Annotated in this window: 15 protein-coding genes; 11 read left to right on the forward strand and 4 right to left on the reverse strand. The window is 70.1% G+C overall.

The genetic code is table 11. From position 1 onward, the window contains the following. The first annotated feature begins 26 nt into the window (after positions 1-26). From TX83_RS03380 to TX83_RS03390, 3 genes are read left to right on the forward strand one after another with little or no spacing between them, the layout of a single operon-like run. Positions 27-230, forward strand: a complete 204-nt coding sequence (locus TX83_RS03380; RefSeq protein ID WP_064746522.1) for an MbtH family protein — start codon at positions 27-29, stop codon at positions 228-230. Positions 231-264: 34 nt separating this feature from the next. After that, the gene (locus TX83_RS03385; protein WP_141233337.1) at positions 265-1,053 is read left to right on the forward strand and encodes a DUF6875 domain-containing protein; all 789 of its coding nucleotides are present in this window, start codon (positions 265-267) and stop codon (positions 1,051-1,053) included. Positions 1,054-1,078: 25 nt separating this feature from the next. After that, positions 1,079-2,422 (forward strand): FAD-dependent oxidoreductase, encoded by a 1,344-nt coding sequence (locus tag TX83_RS03390; protein WP_064746574.1) that lies wholly within the window; start codon positions 1,079-1,081, stop codon positions 2,420-2,422. A 4-nt stretch (positions 2,423-2,426) separates the two neighbouring features. Here the strand turns inward: TX83_RS03390 and TX83_RS03395 are convergent, their stop codons facing one another. Continuing rightward, positions 2,427-3,878 (reverse strand): PLP-dependent aminotransferase family protein, encoded by a 1,452-nt coding sequence (locus TX83_RS03395; protein ID WP_064746524.1) that lies wholly within the window; start codon positions 3,876-3,878, stop codon positions 2,427-2,429. Positions 3,879-3,965: 87 nt separating this feature from the next. Between TX83_RS03395 and TX83_RS03400 the strand changes: the two genes are divergently transcribed. After that, positions 3,966-4,664, forward strand: coding sequence for a glutathione binding-like protein (locus TX83_RS03400; RefSeq protein WP_064746575.1), 699 nt, complete (start codon positions 3,966-3,968; stop codon positions 4,662-4,664). Positions 4,665-4,682: 18 nt separating this feature from the next. Continuing rightward, positions 4,683-5,156, forward strand: coding sequence for a cupin domain-containing protein (locus TX83_RS03405; protein WP_064746525.1), 474 nt, complete (start codon positions 4,683-4,685; stop codon positions 5,154-5,156). Positions 5,157-5,177: 21 nt separating this feature from the next. Here TX83_RS03405 and TX83_RS03410 read toward each other — a convergent pair whose 3' ends face one another. Further along, a complete protein-coding gene (locus TX83_RS03410) occupies positions 5,178-6,035 on the reverse strand; it encodes a helix-turn-helix domain-containing protein (RefSeq protein WP_079248027.1) in 858 nt (285 codons plus the stop codon). A gap of 144 nt (positions 6,036-6,179) precedes the next feature. Here TX83_RS03410 and TX83_RS03415 point away from each other — a divergent pair, with 144 nt between their 5' ends. Beyond that, positions 6,180-7,166: an alpha/beta fold hydrolase gene (locus TX83_RS03415; RefSeq protein ID WP_064746526.1), complete on the forward strand. Its 987-nt coding sequence runs from the start codon at positions 6,180-6,182 to the stop codon at positions 7,164-7,166. A gap of 49 nt (positions 7,167-7,215) precedes the next feature. Here the strand turns inward: TX83_RS03415 and TX83_RS03420 are convergent, their stop codons facing one another. Next, the gene (locus TX83_RS03420; RefSeq protein WP_141233338.1) at positions 7,216-7,704 is read right to left on the reverse strand and encodes a hypothetical protein; all 489 of its coding nucleotides are present in this window, start codon (positions 7,702-7,704) and stop codon (positions 7,216-7,218) included. A 167-nt stretch (positions 7,705-7,871) separates the two neighbouring features. On the opposite strand from TX83_RS03420, the gene TX83_RS03425 reads away from it, so the two are divergent. The 3 genes from TX83_RS03425 to TX83_RS03435 all read left to right on the forward strand — a co-directional run bounded on the left by TX83_RS03425 (position 7,872) and on the right by TX83_RS03435 (position 10,534). Continuing rightward, the gene (locus TX83_RS03425) at positions 7,872-8,576 is read left to right on the forward strand and encodes a response regulator (RefSeq protein ID WP_064746528.1); all 705 of its coding nucleotides are present in this window, start codon (positions 7,872-7,874) and stop codon (positions 8,574-8,576) included. Then, positions 8,577-9,944 (forward strand): ATP-binding protein, encoded by a 1,368-nt coding sequence (locus tag TX83_RS03430; protein ID WP_064746529.1) that lies wholly within the window; start codon positions 8,577-8,579, stop codon positions 9,942-9,944. An 80-nt stretch (positions 9,945-10,024) separates the two neighbouring features. Beyond that, complete coding sequence (locus TX83_RS03435) at positions 10,025-10,534, forward strand: hypothetical protein (protein WP_141233339.1); 510 nt, start codon at positions 10,025-10,027, stop codon at positions 10,532-10,534. 4 nt (positions 10,535-10,538) lie between these two features. Here the strand turns inward: TX83_RS03435 and TX83_RS23175 are convergent, their stop codons facing one another. Continuing rightward, positions 10,539-11,135: a TetR/AcrR family transcriptional regulator gene (locus tag TX83_RS23175; protein WP_064746531.1), complete on the reverse strand. Its 597-nt coding sequence runs from the start codon at positions 11,133-11,135 to the stop codon at positions 10,539-10,541. 140 nt (positions 11,136-11,275) lie between these two features. On the opposite strand from TX83_RS23175, the gene TX83_RS23180 reads away from it, so the two are divergent. Continuing rightward, a complete protein-coding gene (locus tag TX83_RS23180) occupies positions 11,276-11,533 on the forward strand; it encodes a hypothetical protein (protein WP_186442507.1) in 258 nt (85 codons plus the stop codon). A gap of 362 nt (positions 11,534-11,895) precedes the next feature. Then, positions 11,896-15,897: a non-ribosomal peptide synthetase gene (locus TX83_RS03445; protein ID WP_064746532.1), complete on the forward strand. Its 4,002-nt coding sequence runs from the start codon at positions 11,896-11,898 to the stop codon at positions 15,895-15,897. Positions 15,898-16,151: the final 254 nt, after the last annotated feature.

A 16,151-nucleotide genomic window follows, 5' to 3' on the forward strand; every position in this document is an offset into this window, starting at 1 on the left:
GGGATGGAAACGACAAGGAGCGGTTTATGCAGGACGAAACGAACGACACGGTGGCGTACCGCGTGGTGGTGAACCACGAATGGCAGTACTCGTTGCTGCGCGAAGGCGATGCGCTGCCGTCGGGCTGGCGCGACGCCGGCGCCGCCGGCAGCAAGCGGCAATGCCTCGCCCTGATCGGCGAGCGATGGAACGACATGCGTCCGCGCAGCCTGCGCGACGACGCGAACTGAGTTCAGTATCAGTATCCGCAGGGACGAAACGGCAATGATTCCAGATAACGACGCGGTGCCGATGATCGAATCGGACCGATTGATGATGCAGGGACGCGCCTGCGTCGAACGCCCGCTGGCGACGGTACGCGGCAGGCTCGTGCAGGCTTCGGTGGTGGAGCGCGAACAGGCCGCGGACGCGCCGCTCGCGGTCACCGTGGCCTGGATCCGCAACTTCCTCGCCCGGCCGCACGCCGATGTCGGCCGGGCCGGGCCGGTATGCCCGTTCACGCCGGCGGCGCTGGCGCTGGACACGATCTGGCTGGCCGAGGTGACCGACCGCGACGTCAGCGTCGAGCGCATCGTCGACCTGATCGGCGAGTACCGCGACCTGTTCGGCGAGATCGAACCGCGCAACGGCCAGGCCGCGATCAACAAGACCGTGCTGGTGGTGTTCCCGCATCTGGGCCCGGATGCTGCCGGCTTCATCGACGACGTGCAGCGCGAACTCAAGCCGAGCTTCGTCGACCTGGGTCTGATGTTGGGCGAGTTCCACGCCGCCAACGAAAGCCCGGGGCTGCGCAATCCGGCCTTCCGTCCGCTGCGCAGCCCGGTGCCGATGCTGGCGATCCGGCACATGGTCGAAACCGACCTGCCGTTCCTGCGCCGCGACCTCGACACCGCGCAGATCCGCGCCCAGTACCTGCGCTCTTACTTGCGCCGGCTGGGCGGCACGGTGCGGCGCAACTACTTCGACCAGGCGGTCGCCGCGCTGGTCGAGGCCGAGATCGAACTCAAGGCCGCGCGCGCCGAAGCGCCGCGCGCTGCGGCGGCCGGCGCCTGAGCGCGGGGCGGGCATGGACGATCCGATGACTCACTCCCAACCGGCCGCGCGCGACCGCGTGGCCATCGTCGGCGGCGGCCTGGCCGGTTCGCTGCTGGCGCTGGCGCTGGCGCAGCGCGGCGTCGGCGTCGACGTCTACGAGCGCCGGCCCGATCCGCGCGACGGCCGCGCCGAGGGCGGGCGCTCGATCAATCTCGGCCTGTCCAAGCGCGGCATCCAGGCGCTGACCGAGGTCGGCCTGATCGACGAGGTCATGCCGCTGACGGTAACCATGAGTGGGCGCGTCATCCACGCGCCCGACGGCAGCACGCGCTTTCAGCCCTACGGCAAGGACGGCGGCGAAGTGCTGCATTCGATCGACCGCAACGAGCTCAACCGGCTGCTGCTCGATCACGCCCAGCGCCATCCGCAGGTGCGCCTGCATTTCGAGCATCGCCTGAACCGGATCGACAAGGCGACGCGCGAATTGGAGTTCGAGCACGGCGGCGCGCGGGTGATCGCGCGTCCGGCCTGGGTGGTCGGCGCCGACGGCGCGTTCTCGCGCACGCGGCCGCAGATGCAGCGCGGCGAACGCGCCGACTATCACCAGGAATACCTGGAATGGGGCTACAAGGAGCTGAGCCTGTCGCCCAAGCCGGACGGCGGCTCGCGGATCGAACTGGAAGCGCTGCACGTGTGGCCGCGCGTGCACGGCTTCTTCGTCTCCCATCCCAATCGCGACGGCTCGCATACCTTGACCCTGTTCCTGCCCCATCAGGGCCCGGACAGCTTCGACAGCACGCGCACGCCGGAGCAGATCCGGGCGCTGTTCGACAAGTACTTCCCCGACCTGATCCCGCTGCTGCCGAACCTGGTCGAGGACTGGGCCAGTCACCCGACCGGTTCGCTGATCACCACCCGGACGGCGCCTTGGAGCGCGGACGATTGGATCGTGCTGGTCGGCGACGCCTGCCATGCGGTGTACCCGTTCTACGGCCAGGGCATGAATTCGGCGTTCGAGGACTGCTCGGCGCTGATGGCGGCGTTGCATGCGCATCCGCGCGACCGGCGCGCCGCCTTCATCGCCTACGAGGCCGCGCGCCGGCCGCACACCGACACCCTGGCCGAGCTGTCCAAGGCCAACTTCGTCGAGCTCAAGCAGAAGGTGCAGTCGTTCTGGTTCCTGGCCCGCAAGCGCATCGACGTGACCTTGAACCGGTTGCTGCCGCGCACGTGGCTGCCGCTGTACACGATGATCGCCCACACCACGATGCCCTACGGCGACGCGCTGGCGCGTTCGCGCCGGCAGGAGAAGATCGTGCTCGGCGCGGTGTCGGCGACGGCCCTGGCCGCGTTCGGCGCCGGCGCCTGGCTGCTGCGCGCGCTGTAGCGCGCTACAGCGAGTCCAGCGAAGCGCGGAACCGGCCCAGCGCGGCGGCGATCTCGTCGGCGTCGATGATGCCGTAACCGAAAGTGATCGCCGGCCGCGCCGGCGGGCTCAGCGCGTACTCGGCGATCGATTGCGCGCCGGGCAGATGGCGCTGGACCCGGGCGAAGATCGCCGGCGCCAGCGTCGGCTCGCGGATCCGCGCCGCCAGATGCAGGCCGGCCTCGGACGCAATCGGCTCCAGCCAGGGCGCCAGCTCGCCGTGCAGGCCGGCGAGCAGGGCTTCGCGGCGTTCGGCGTAGATCGGCCGCATGCGCCGCACGTGCCGGGCCAGATGGCCGTCGCGGATGAAGGCCGCCAGCACCGATTGGGTGATGGTGTCGCTGTGCGAATCGGCGCAATGCTTGACCGTGATCAGCGCGTCGCGGGCCCAGCCCGGAGCGACGATGAAGCCCTTGCGCAGCGACGGGAACAGGCTCTTGGAAAAGGTGCCGACGTAGAACACCTGGGCGTCGCGGTCCAGGGTCTGCAGCGCATCGAGCGGGCGCTGGCCGAAACGGAACTCGCCGTCGTAGTCGTCCTCGATCACCAGCGCGTTGCGGCTGCGGGCGAAATCGAGCAGGGCGCGGCGCCGGCGCATCGACAGGGCGACGCCGGTCGGCGACTGGTGCGAAGGGGTCACGCTGATCACGCCGACGTCGTCCGGCAGCGCGTCCACGCACAGGCCTTCGGCGTCGACCGGCATCGGCACCAGCTGCGCGCCGGCGGCGGCGAAGGCGGCGCGCACCGGCGGATAGCCCGGCTCCTCGACCGCGACGCGGGTCCGCCCCGGCGTCACCAGCAGGCGCGCGAGCAGGTCGAAAGCCTGCTGCGCGCCCGAGGTCACGATCACGTCGTCGGCGCCGCAAGCGACCGCGCGCGCGAACGCGACGTGCTGGGCGATGGCTTCGCGCAGCGCCGGGATGCCTTCCGAAGGCGGATAGGCGAAAGGCGTGCGCGACCACTGGCGCAAGCTCTGCGCCGACAACCGGCGCCAGATCTCGTGCGGAAAATGGCGATGGTCCGGAATGCCGAGGCGGAAGCAGCGCTCGGGCAGATCGCGCGGCGGTCCCGGACGCAGGAACGGGGTCTGCCAAAGCGGGTTCAGGCGTGCGTCGCCGGCCCCGATCGGACGCGGCGCGACCCGGCGCTCGCGGCGCGCGACGACGTCGGCGACCACCGCCGTGGCGCCCCTGCGCGGCAACACGTAGCCCTCGGCGATCAACAGGTCGTACACCGTCGTCACCGTATTGCGCGCCACCCCCAGCGCCTGCGCGACCTGGCGCGTGGCCGGCAGCGCCGCACCGGCGGCGTAGCGGCCGTCGAGGATCGCCGAACGCAGTTGGCGATGCAGCTCGTGCGTCAGCGTGCCGCGGCCGCGGTCCGGCACAACCACGGGAAACGGGAAAACTGGCTCCATGGAATCTCCCCGATCTGGCCCCTGCAGGGCGCCAGGGTACGCCTAAGCTGGCGCTACGAAACCGGCCCATCCGTCATGGAGTTCGCGATGATCGACCTGTACTACACCGCCACCCCGAACGGCCTGAAGCTGCGCCTGTTCTTCGAGGAGACCGGCCTGGCGCACCGCATCGTGCCGGTGCGGCTGTCGGCCGGCGATCAGTTCAAGCCCGAGTTCCTGGCGGTGTCGCCGAACAACAAGATCCCGGCGATCCTCGACCACGCCCCGAGCGACGGCGGCGCGCCGATTCCGGTATTCGAATCCGGCGCGATCCTGCTGTACCTCGCCGAGAAGACCGGCCGGCTGTATCCGTCCGACCCGCGCCAGCGCCTGGAGCTCAGCCAATGGCTGTTCTGGCAGATGGCCGGGTTGGGGCCGATGTCCGGCCAGGCCGGACACTTCCGCGTCCATGCCGACGAGCCCTTGCCGTACGCGATCGATCGCTACACCCGCGAAGTGCAGCGCCTGCACGGCGTGCTCGATCGCCGGCTGCAGGACCGCCGCTTCCTGGTCGGCGACGACTATTCGATCGCCGACATCGCCTGCTATCCGTGGATCGTGCCTTATGCCGGCCTCGGCCAGGATCTGGCCAACACGCCGAACCTGCAGCGGTGGTTCGACGAGATCGCCGCGCGACCGGCCACCCGGCGCGCCTACGACGGCGTCGAAGTGCCGTACTCGCAGGCCTTGTCGTCGCAGGCGCGCCAGGTCCTGTTCGGCAACGGCGCCGCCGAGCCGGCGCGCTGATCCGCGCCGATCGCGCCGATGCCCCACGACCCCGGCCCCCTGTCGCACTGTCGGCCCGCGCGCATCGCCGCCGGCGCAGCGCTGCCGTGGATTCCGTCGGGCTTGCCGGGCCTGTCGGTCCAGCCGCTGCGCTTCCTCGCCGACGGTCGCGGCTTCGTCGAGTTGCTGCGCATGCCGCCCGGCTCGGTGATGCCGCTGCATCGCCACAGCGGCGAAGCCCACGCCTACCAGCTCAGCGGCTGGCGCCAGCTGTGCGGCGGCGAGATCGTCGGCCCGGGCGACTATGTCTACGAGCCGGCCGGGCACGTCGACTGGTGGAAGGTCGTCGGCGACGAGATCCTGACCGCGCTGGTGGTGACGATGGGCGCGATCGAGTTCCTCGGCCCCGGCGGCAGCCTGCGCGGGCGCACCGACGCCGACGGCCGGCGCGAGGCGTACCGGCGCTACTGCGGCGAGCGGGGCCTGGACACGGTCGACCTCGAGGACGCCTGAGCGGGCCGGACGCGATCGCGCTCAGCCGATGGCTTCGGCGGCCAGGCGTCGGCACAGCGCTGCCGTGGCCTCGTCGACGGGGAAGCAGCACTCCACGTGCAGTTCGTCCAGGGTCACGTCGCGCGGCGTGCCGAAGGTGGTGATGGTGGAGAAGAAGCGAAGTTCGTGTCCGTCGCGATGCAGGATGGTGGTCAACAGCGGCGACGGCGCCGCGTCGAACTGGCGCCGCCGCCAGTGCGCGGGCACGTCGGGATACGCCAGCGCCTCGGCCAGCAGGGCGCGTGCGGCCGCATCGCCGGGCGCGGCGGCCACGGCGTTGTGCAGATGCCGGATCAGGGTGCCGGCCACCTCGTCCCAGTTCGCCACGGCCGGGCGCAGATCCTGCGGATCGAAGAACTGGCGGATCATGTTGGCGTGCTTCATCGGCCGGCCGCCGAGCACGAAGCCGTTGACCCGCGCCGCGGCCGCATTGGCCATCAGCACGTCCCAATGCCGATTCAATACGAAGGCCGGATAGGGCTCCTGCTGGGCCAGGATGAATTCGATCGCGCGGCGGATCTGCGCCAGCTCGGGCGTGGCCAGCGTGGACTCGGGGTACTTGGGCGCGAAACCGGCCGCAACCAGCAGGGCGTTGCGCTCGCGCAGCGGCAACTCCAACGCGTCGGCGAGCTTGATCACCAACTCACGGCTGGGCTGGGCCTTGCCGGTCTCCACGCAACTCAGATGCCGCGCCGACACGCCCGCGTCCAGGGCCAGATCGAGCTGGCTCCAACGCCGCGCGGCGCGCCATTCGCGCAACAGCACCCCGATCTCGGGCGCGCCGGGCGGCAAGGCGGACCGGGGCGGCGAAGGACGGGAGTCGTCGGACAGGGCGTGCATGGCCGGCATCATAGGCGCAGGCATGGCGGCGAAACCATGACCTGCGAGGTCATGCGACCATCACCTGCCGCGTCATTGTCGCCATGACCGGCGCCGCCGATGCTTTGCGTCAACGCAACGCCCCCCTCGGGCATCGGAGACGCAATGAACCGCAGAACCTTTCTTGGATTCGGACTCGGCGCCGCCGGCACCGGTCTGCTCGCCGCTTGCGCCGGCGGCGCGCCGGTACGCGCACCGGCGTCGCTGAGCACGGCGAAGGCCTGGGACGCCGCCGGCTTCCACGCCGCGCGCCGCTACCTGCCCAGCGCCTTCGGCGAGATCGCGGTAGTCGAACGCGGCCGCGGCCCGGCCGCGCTGTTCCTGCACGGTTTCCCGCTCAACAGCTTCCAGTGGCGCGGGGTCATGGCCGCGCTGGAAGGCGAGCGCCGCTGCATCGCCGCCGACTTCCTCGGCCTGGGCTACACCCGGGTCGCCGACGGCCAGAGCGTGGCGCCGGCGGCGCAGGTCGAGATGCTCGCCTTCGTGCTCGACACGCTCGGCGTGGACAGCGTCGACCTGGTCGCCAACGACAGCGGCGGCGCGGTCGCGCAGCTGTTCCTGCTGAAGTATCCGCAGCGCGTGCGCAGCCTGTTGCTAACCAACTGCGATGTCGAACCCGACAGCCCGCCGCCGGCGCTGATGCCGGTGATCGAGGCCGCGCGCCGCGGCCGTTTCGCCGAAGACACCTTCCCGCCGCAGTTGGCCGACAAGAATTTCGCCCGCTCGGCCAAGGGCATCGGCGGACAGTGCTACACCTACCGCTATCAGCCCAGCGACGAAGCCATCGACACTTACTTCACTCCGCTGGTCGAATCGGCGCGGCGCAAGCGGCTCACCGACGCCTACGCGCTGGCGCTGGACCCGAACCCGCTGGCCGGCATCGAAGCCGGGCTGCGCCGGAGTCGGGTTCCGGTGCGGGTGGTCTGGGGCACCGGCGACGACATCTTCTCGCCGGCCAGTCCGGATTACCTGGACCGGGTGTTCCCGAACTCGCGCGGCGTGCGCCGGGTCGAGGGCGCCAAACTGTTCTATCCGGAGGAGTTTCCGCAGTTGGTCGCGGAAGAGGCGTCGCGCTTGTGGGAATCGGTTTGAGCGTGGCATCGGCCGCGTCCTGACCGGCTCAGGACGTGGCCGTAGCTCACTAACGCCGCCGCGGACAAGGCGGCGGCGATACCTGATGCATGCGTTCGCCGCCTTGCGACCAGCGTGGATCGAGCCCCGCCCGTCCGGCGACCGTGGCGCGCAACCGCGCCAAGGCCTTGGCATCGCCGGGGTAGTCCCATCCCAGATAGAGCAGGTCGGTATGGCCGACCTGCAACTCGGGCCGAGCCGTATCGGCCGCCACCAGATAGTAATGGCCTGGGTCCAGGCGCAATCCGCAACACTGGGGATTGCCCGAGTAGCGGATCGTTACGACTTGTGCGTCCCCGCGCAGGCGCTCCACGATCTCGATGCGGCCGCGCAAGGAATAGCCGCCTTTCGCAGGCTGCAGCGCCTCGACCGAACGCAAGCGCATCACGAATACCTGCGGCGCCGTCCGCATACGACTTTCGTCGATAGGCCGGACGCATTCGCAGGCGGCCGCCGGCTTCCACGCCGTTGCAACTGACATCAGTAACGCCATCAACATGACGCATCTCATGTGCATGTCGCGCGTTCCGGGTTCACGATTCTATTCGAGACGATACAACACCGCAGCGTTGCCTGACGCGCGGCACAACGCCAGTTGTGTTTGTTTGTATCGCCCAAACGTGCTGTATCCGCCGGCGCTACCATGCCGGCTCGCATGAGGTGGCCATGAACAAGGTCCTGCTGATCGAGGACGACGCCCGACTGGCCGGGTTGATCTCCGAGTATCTGCTTCGTTACGACTTCAAAACTTCGGTGGTGCTGCGCGGCGACCAGGCCCTCAACGCCATCGACGACGATCCGCCCGACGTGATCGTGCTCGATCTGATGTTGCCCGGCATGGACGGCCTCGACGTGTGTCGCCAGATCCGCAAGCGTTCGGCCGTGCCGATCGTGATGCTGACCGCGCGCGCGGACCTGTTCGATCAGGTCACCGGGCTGGAGGTCGGCGCCGACGACTACGTGCTCAAGCCGGTCGAGCCGCGCTTGCTGCTGGCGCGCTTGCGCGCGGTGCTGCGGCGCAGCCAGAGCGCTCCGGCCGCGGCCGCGACGCCGTCCAGCCTGCTGCAGTACGGCGGCCTGCAGATCGACCTGACCGCGCGCCAGGTGCGTTGGCGCGGCGAGGAGATCGATCTCAAGACCGCCGACTACAACCTGTTCGTGATCCTGGCCCAGGCCGCCGGCCGCGTGCTCAACCGCGACGAGTTGCTGCGGCGTTGGCGCGGCATCGGCTTCGACGGCGTCGACCGCACCGTCGACGTCAGCATCTCGCGCCTGCGCAGGCACTTCGGCGACGACGCGCAGGAGCCGCGCAAGATCAAGACGGTGTGGGGCCGCGGCTATCTGTTCAGCCCGATCGCCTGGGAGGACTGAATGCTGCCGATGCTGGTGCGGCTGTACCTGACGGTCGCCGGCCTGCTGTTGTGCTCGCTGTTGCTGGTGCAGCAGGCCTTCCCGCACCTGTTCCCGGAGCCGTACGCGCAATCGGCGCGACAGGACTTCGCCGGCGAGCTGCGCTTGCTGCGCGAGCGTCTGCGCGGCGCCGACGGCGCCGAGCTGCGCCGGCGCCTGGCCGAACTCGACCGCGACCTGCCCGATCGCTACCGGCTGCTCGGCGCCGCCGAAGTGGAGGCGCTGTCGGTGCCGGTGCGCGGCCAGCTCGCGGCGGACGGCAGCGCCGGCGACCATCTCGGCAGCGACCAGCATCGGGTCTACCTGCGCCTGGACGGCGGCCAGGTGGTGCAGATCGGCTACGTCGAGGACGACTACACGGCGCGTTACCTGGCCTACGTCACCGTGCTGGGGCTGATGCTGCTGGCCTTGTTGCTGTGGTTGCAGCCGCTGTGGGGAGACCTGGAGCGCCTGCGCGAAGCCGCCGAACGCTTCGGCGACGGCGACCTGGAGGCGCGCGCGCCGTTGCGCGGCGGTTCCTCGATCCGTCAGCTGTGCGTGTACTTCAACAACATGGCCGACCAGATCGGCCGCCTGATCCAGTCGCAACGCGACCTGGTCAACGCCGCTTCGCACGAACTGCGCACGCCGATCACCCGGCTCGAGTTCGGCCTGGCCAACCTGTCCGATTCGCTCGACGATCGGGTCGCCCGCGCGCGCGTGCACGCGCTGCGCTGCGACGTGGAGGAACTGGACCTGTTGGTCGGCGAACTGCTGACCCTGGGGATGCTGGAGCGCAACGGTGCGCGCGCGATGCTGGAACAGGTCGAGGCCGGCGCTTTCCTGCGCGCCTCCGCCGGGCTGGCCGCGGAAGAACTGCGTACCCGCGGCACGGCGATCGACTGGGTGCTGTCGCCGGCGCTGGCCGAAGTGGTGGTCGAGCCGCGCAGCTTCGCCCGCGCCTTCTCCAATCTGATGCGCAACGCGTTGCGCTATGCCGACGGCCTGATCCGGGTGGTGCTGGAACCCGATGGCGCGGGCTGGCAGCTGATCGTCGAGGACGACGGCGTCGGCATTCCGGTCGAGGACCGCGACCGCGTGTTCGAACCGTTCTATCGGCTCGACCGCAGCCGCGACCGCGCCACCGGGGGTTTCGGCCTGGGCCTGAGCATCGTGCGCCAGGTGATCGACCGCCACGCCGGAGACATCCGGGTCGAGGCCTCCAACCTGGGCGGGGCGCGGTTCGTGATCCGCCTGCCGACGCATCAGCCCGGCGAGCTGCGCGCGGCCTCGGCCCCGGCACGCGATGCCGCCGGCGAACCGCTCAGCCACGCCTTCCACCTGCAATGAGCCGGGCCTGACCCGTTTCGCCGGGACAACACGTTAGCTGTTTCGCAGGCCGTCCCCACGACCCGGCCGCAGGAGCTCGCATGCATACGGACATGAACGCGTACGCGCCGGACGCCACCGGTGCGGATATCGACCCCGCCCTCCCATCGCACGCCGACCCGACGGCGCTCGACGACGTGGAGGCCCGCGCCCTGGATCTGGCCAATCAGGCCATCGCCCATCAGGTCAATGGCGAATCCGGCGAGGCCGCGCGCCACTGGCGCGAAGCCATCGACCTGGCCGATCGCGGCCTGCCGGGCGACCCGATCCGCTACTGGCTGCGCAGCGGCCTGGCCGAAGCCTGCTTCCGGCTGGGCGACGATGCCGCCTGCATCGCCGCCGCGGCCATCGCCCGGGCCTGGGCGCGCCAGCAGCAAGCCCCGGCCACCGCGCTGTGGCTGGGCCAGGCGCTGTTCCGCAGCGGCCGGGTCGACGAGGCGCTGGATGCGCTCGGCGAAGCCCAGGCCCTGTCCGGCACCGCCTTCGCCGGCGCGCTCGACGAGCGCCATCGCGAGGCGATCCTGGCGCGCATGGCGGCGCTGGCCGCCTGAGCGTTCAGAACCGCGCCCACCATTGCACCGAGCGCTCGAAGTAGCCGCACAGGATCTGCGCCAGACGGCGCCGGTCCGGCGGCTCGCCGCAGAAGATCGCGCGGTCGACCGCACTGTGCATGGCGTTGAAGAAGATCACCACGGTCAAGCGCGGGTCCGGCGCGGCCCAGACCCGCGCCGCGATGCCGCCTTCGAGCAATTCGACCAGCTGGTCGATCGCCGGATTGTCCTGCATCGCATGCCGGTGGTGATGGCCCGGGCCGTGAAACAGCGCATCGTGCAGGGCGAGCCGGTCCAGATAGCCGTCGACCGCGCCCTGCACCCAGGCGCGCAGTCGCGCGGCCCAGTCGCCGGGGCGGCAGCGGTCCATGGCCCGGGCCAGCTCGCCGAGGAACTCGGCGACGAAGCGCTGGCGCAGCGCCGACAGCAAATCTTCACGGCTGGGGTAACGATCGCGCAGTGCGGCCGGCTCGACGCCGGCGGCCCGCGCGACCTCGGCCAGGCCCAGGCGCTGCGCACCGCGGGTCAGCAGCAAGCGCTCGGCGTGGTCGAGCACGGGATCGTCCGCCGGCACGGCGGAGGCATGGGATAGCGCGGACATGACCGCCCATCGGATGAGAATCGTTCTCATCATAAAATATTCTCCGAGGCCGTGCGGAAATGCCCGGGAGCGCGGGCGCGACCGGTATCGACGACCGCGGATCGCGATCTCCGCCGCGCCGGTTTCGAGGCCTGCGGCGGATGCGTTCGGCGAACTGCGCCGCGTTCGCGGATTTTCCGCCGCGGAAAAATCTTTGCCCGGACGAGGAAACCCGATCGAAGCCGTCGCGACGCAATGGTGAATCCACCCCCATCGCCGCCGATGCGCCGGCCAGCGGATTTTCCGTCGAGAAAAATAGCCGCGAAAATCGCCGCGCGACGCGCAGTTGCGAGCTGGCGGTTGTAGAAAAAACTTCACATAGCGGTCTTGTGATCCGGCTCTCACCGCCGCCACCGTAAATACTCGACTTGTGATCCGTCTCTCACCCGTCTTGATGGACATGAAATCCACGCTCAGGGATATTGATTCCGCAGGCACTCGACGGATCGAACGTACGAACGCCTGCATTGGGCGGAACGCATAACTACTCGAGCCCGGCGTGCGCGCGCAAGCGCCACCGCCGCGACGCAACGGGCTCTGCCCCGGCGCCATGCGCCGCGGCCATGACGGTATTTGATTCGTAACGGACATGGAGAGGGGGCCACTCGCACGACGAGCTGGCCGCAGGATCGCGCGCGCCGAAATCCTCGCGTCGTCGGGCCCCGGGCCCGTCGGCCGCCGGGGGCGTGCGGCCGGGCGGCCGCCTCAAAGGACGCGTACCATGAACGAATCCAACGCCAACGCCCTGCCCTTGACCACCGCCCAGCGCGGCTTGTGGGTCGGACAGAAGATCGCCTCGCTCGAAGCGACCTTGAACATCGCCGAGGCGGTGGAGATCCACGGCCCGGTCGAGCCGGCGCCGTTCCTGCGCGCCCTGCGCCGCTTCACCGAAGAGGCCGAGAGCACCCGCGTGCGCATCGTCGAGCGCGACGGCCTGCCGTACCAGATCGTGCGCGAGACCACGGTGGCGGAATTCCCCTATCTGGACTTCAGCGGCGAACCCGATCCTCGTGCGGCGGCCGAACGCTGGATGCATGCGGACATCGCCAAGCCGGTCGATCTGGCGCACGATCCTTTGTGGGTCGGCGCCTTGTTCAAGTACGCCGACGATCTGTATTGCTGGTATCAGCGCGCGCACCACACCGTCTACGACGGTTTCAGCGGCGGCATGGCGGCCAAGCGGCTCAACGAGCTGTACCTGGCCTATCGCGACGGCGTCGAACCGCCGCCGAGCGGTTACGGCACGCTGGCGTCGTTGGTCGAGGCCGAAACTTCGTACCGCGACTCCGAGCGCTATCGGCGCGATCGCGAGTACTGGCTGGAACAGCTCGCCGAGCTGCCCGAGGCGGTGACCCTGGCGCGTCGCCGGGTGCGCAACAACGGCGGCCTGCGCCGCGCCAGCGGCCAGGTCGGCAACGATGTGCGCGAGCGCCTGGCGGAGATCGCGCGCGATTGCGGCGTCAGCCTGCCGCAGGTGCTGATCGCGCTGATCGCCGCCTACTATCATCGCGCCACCGGCGCCGAAGACCTGGTGTTCGGCATGCCGGTCACCGGCCGGGTCAATCACGCCATGCGCAGCACGCCGGGCATGGCCGCCAACGTGGTCGCGATCCGGTTGAAGATGCACGCCGACATGAGCATGCCGGAACTGTTCGCGCAGGTCTCGCGCGTGGTCAAGCAGGCGCTGCGTCATCAGCAGTACCGCTACGAAGAGCTGCGCCGCGACCTCGGCCTGCTCAACCCCGACCAGCACATGGCCTGGCTCGGCATCAACATCGAACCTTACGACTACAACAACTTCCTCGGCCATCGCGCCAGCGCGCGCAACCTGCACAACGGTAGCGCCGAAGACCTGACTGTGTTCGTGTTCGACCGCCTCGACGGCCAGGGCCTGAGCCTGGACCTGGACGCCAATCCGACCCTGTATCCCGAGAACGAACTGAACGAGCATCTGCGTCGGCTGTTGCGCCTGATCGATGCGGTACAGGCTGATCCCGGCCTGCGGCTGGGCGAGATCGACATCCTCGGCGACGACGAGCGCGACCGGTTGCTGCGGCGCTGGAACGACACCGCAGCGAAACCGGCGCAGGCCACCGCGCTGGAGCAGTTCGAGCGGCAGGCGGCGGCGGCGCCGGATGCGGTCGCCGTGGTGTCCGGCGATGTCGCGTTGAGCTATCGCGAACTCGACGCGCTGAGCACGCGCCTGGCCCGGCGCCTGATCGCGCGCGGCGTGCGCCCCGGCGATCTGGTCGCGCTGGCGTTGCCGCGCGACGAACGCCTGCCCGCCGCGCCGTATGCGGTGTGGAAAGCCGGCGCGGCCTACCTGCCGCTGGACCCCGAATCGCCGCGCGAACGCATGCTGCAGACCCTGGAGGATGCCGCGCCGCGCCTGTTGCTGACCGTGCCGGCGTTGGCCGGCGCCTTCGATGCCCGCGCGATACCGCTGCTGTGCATCGATGAAGCCGAGGGCGAGGAGGCCGCGGCCGCCGACGCTCCCGCTCTGCCGCGCGCCGCGCCGGATGCCTGCGCCTACGTGATCTACACCTCCGGTTCGACCGGCCGGCCCAAGGGCGTGGAGGTCGATCAGCGCAACCTGAGCAACTTCCTCGCCGCCACTCAGCGACTGTTCGCGCCCGGCCCCGGCGAACGCTTCCTGGCCCAGACCACGATCGCGTTCGACATCGCCTGCTTCGAACTGTTCCTGCCGCTGAGCGTCGGCGCGCGCGTGGTGATGACCGATGCCGAAACCGTGCGCGACCCGCTCGCCCTGGCGCGGCTGATCGAAGACCAGGCCCTGGACTACGTGCAGGCCACGCCCTCGCTGTGGCGCATGCTGTTGGCCAATCCGCGCCTGCGCCTGGACGGCGTGCATGCCTTGTCCACCGGCGAAGCCCTGCCGCCGGACCTCGCGCAACGCCTGGTCGCCTGCTCGGCCAAGGTCACCAATCTGTACGGACCGACCGAGACCACCGTCTGGGCCAGCGCGATCGAGCTGAGCGCGGACGACGTCGCCGACGGCGCGCCGCCCTCGATCGGCCGGCCGCTGCTCAACACCCGCGCCTATCTGCTCGATGCCGCGCTCAACCCGGTGCCGACCGGCAGCGTCGGCGAGCTGTACGTGGCCGGCGCCTGCGTCGCGCGCGGCTATCTGCGCCGGCCCGAGCTGACCGCCGAACGCTTCCTCGCCGATCCCTTCGTCGCCGGAGAGCGCATGTACCGCACCGGCGACCTGGCGCGCTGGCGCGACGACGGCGCGATCGAATACCTCGGCCGCGCCGATCAGCAGGTCAAGATCCGCGGCCATCGGGTCGAACTCGGCGAGATCGAGGCCCAGTTGGCCGCCGAGGCCGGCGTCGCCGACGTCGCCGTGGCCCTGCACACCGACGCGCTCGGCCACGCCCTGCTCGCCGCCTATGTGGTGCCGACGGCCGGCGGCGGCGTCGACGGCGAGGCCTTGCGCGCCCGACTGGCGCGGCGCCTGCCCGAGCACATGGTGCCGTCGGCCTATGTCGAACTGGAGCGTCTGCCGTTGACCGCCAGCGGCAAGCTCGACCGCAAGGCGTTGACGCCGCCCGAACGCAGCCGGCGCAGCGCCTACGCGCCGCCGCGCAACGAAACCGAACGCAAGCTGGTCGCGCTGTGGCAACAGATCTTCGGCCAGGAAGGCATCGGCATCCACGACAACTTCTTCGAACTCGGCGGCGATTCGCTGACCGCAGCCGAAATGGTCGCGGCGTTTCCGCAGCATTTCGGCAGCGAACTCGCGCTCGGCGCCCTGTTCGAAGGCTCGACCATCGCCGGGCTGGCCGCGCATCTGGAACGCAACGGTGGCGAGAACGATCCGCTCGGCGCGATGCTGGCGCTGCGCCCCGCCGGCGGCGCGCGGCCGCTGTTCTGCATCCACCCGGTCACCGGGCTGAGCTGGGCCTATGCGGCCTTGCTGCGCCATCTCGACGAGCACGTGCCGGTGTACGCGCTGCAGTCGCGCGGCCTGCGCGGCGGCGCCAGCCTGCCGGCCAGCATCGAAGAGATCGCCGCCGACTACGTCGCCCAGATCCGCCGGGTGCAGCCGCACGGCCCCTACCGCGTGCTGGGCTGGTCGCTGGGCGGGCTGGTCGGCCACGCGATCGCGGCCTTGTTGCAGCAGCTCGGCGAGCGGGTCGAGCTGCTGGCGATGATGGACTCCTACCCCTTCGTCGCCGATGCGGCCGAGGCCGGCGGCGAGGCCCAGCAGGTCGCGGCGGTGCTGAAGTTCCTCGGCTTCCACCAGCAGGCGCGCGACAACCCGCCGCAGGACATGCGCGCCCTGGCCGATCTGCTGTGCCGCGAATACGAGGTGTTCTCGATCCCGCTGGTGCAGGAAATCATGAAGGCCGATGCGCGCCTGATCGAGAACGTCAGCGCGATCACCCGCAACAACCTGGCCCTGGCGCGACGTTACCGGCCGGCGCCGATCGCCGCCGATGTGCTGTTCTTCAATGCCGGGCGCAAAGAGCACGTCGATCTGGACGGCCTGCTTCACTACCACGCCGGCGCCTGGCAATCGGTGATCGACGGCCGCATCGAGGTCCACGACATCGACTGCGATCACCAGTCGATGCTGGAGCCGCGGGCCGCGGCGCAGATCGTGCGGCTGCTGCGCGAGCGCCTGGAGCTGCGCAGCGAACCCGCACCGCTGCCGCCGCAACTGCATCCGGCCGAGTTCGCGATCGCGTTCTCGTGATCGACGGGAAACAGCGGCGCCGCCGTTCGGCAACGGCGGCGCCCAGGCTCCGCTTCGCGGGTGAGGGCCCGGTCGCATTATCCGTGCCTCACCGGAGCAGCGCCGCAGGCACGCCTCCTTTGGAAAGGGACCCGCGCCCGGCGGCGGTTCGAAGCCGGGACTGGCCGGCAGCGCGGGGATTCGCTCCTGCGCCCGACAGGACAGAGCGAGACCCGATCCCCCCTTTTTCAAAAGCGCGGCTGTGACGCGATTGC

This window comes from Lysobacter antibioticus HS124, from assembly GCF_000336385.2.
Classification (GTDB): Bacteria; Pseudomonadota; Gammaproteobacteria; order Xanthomonadales; family Xanthomonadaceae; genus Lysobacter; species Lysobacter firmicutimachus.

Coding starts and splice junctions, on each gene's coding strand:
- TX83_RS03380 (WP_064746522.1), top strand. CDS start 27: ATGCAGGACGAAACGAACGACACGGTGGCGTACCGCGTGGTGGTGAAC.
- TX83_RS03385 (WP_141233337.1), top strand. CDS start 265: ATGATTCCAGATAACGACGCGGTGCCGATGATCGAATCGGACCGATTG.
- TX83_RS03390 (WP_064746574.1), top strand. CDS start 1,079: ATGACTCACTCCCAACCGGCCGCGCGCGACCGCGTGGCCATCGTCGGC.
- TX83_RS03395 (WP_064746524.1), bottom strand. CDS start 3,878: ATGGAGCCAGTTTTCCCGTTTCCCGTGGTTGTGCCGGACCGCGGCCGC.
- TX83_RS03400 (WP_064746575.1), top strand. CDS start 3,966: ATGATCGACCTGTACTACACCGCCACCCCGAACGGCCTGAAGCTGCGC.
- TX83_RS03405 (WP_064746525.1), top strand. CDS start 4,683: ATGCCCCACGACCCCGGCCCCCTGTCGCACTGTCGGCCCGCGCGCATC.
- TX83_RS03410 (WP_079248027.1), bottom strand. CDS start 6,035: ATGCACGCCCTGTCCGACGACTCCCGTCCTTCGCCGCCCCGGTCCGCC.
- TX83_RS03415 (WP_064746526.1), top strand. CDS start 6,180: ATGAACCGCAGAACCTTTCTTGGATTCGGACTCGGCGCCGCCGGCACC.
- TX83_RS03420 (WP_141233338.1), bottom strand. CDS start 7,704: ATGTTGATGGCGTTACTGATGTCAGTTGCAACGGCGTGGAAGCCGGCG.
- TX83_RS03425 (WP_064746528.1), top strand. CDS start 7,872: ATGAACAAGGTCCTGCTGATCGAGGACGACGCCCGACTGGCCGGGTTG.
- TX83_RS03430 (WP_064746529.1), top strand. CDS start 8,577: ATGCTGCCGATGCTGGTGCGGCTGTACCTGACGGTCGCCGGCCTGCTG.
- TX83_RS03435 (WP_141233339.1), top strand. CDS start 10,025: ATGCATACGGACATGAACGCGTACGCGCCGGACGCCACCGGTGCGGAT.
- TX83_RS23175 (WP_064746531.1), bottom strand. CDS start 11,135: ATGTCCGCGCTATCCCATGCCTCCGCCGTGCCGGCGGACGATCCCGTG.
- TX83_RS23180 (WP_186442507.1), top strand. CDS start 11,276: ATGCGTTCGGCGAACTGCGCCGCGTTCGCGGATTTTCCGCCGCGGAAA.
- TX83_RS03445 (WP_064746532.1), top strand. CDS start 11,896: ATGAACGAATCCAACGCCAACGCCCTGCCCTTGACCACCGCCCAGCGC.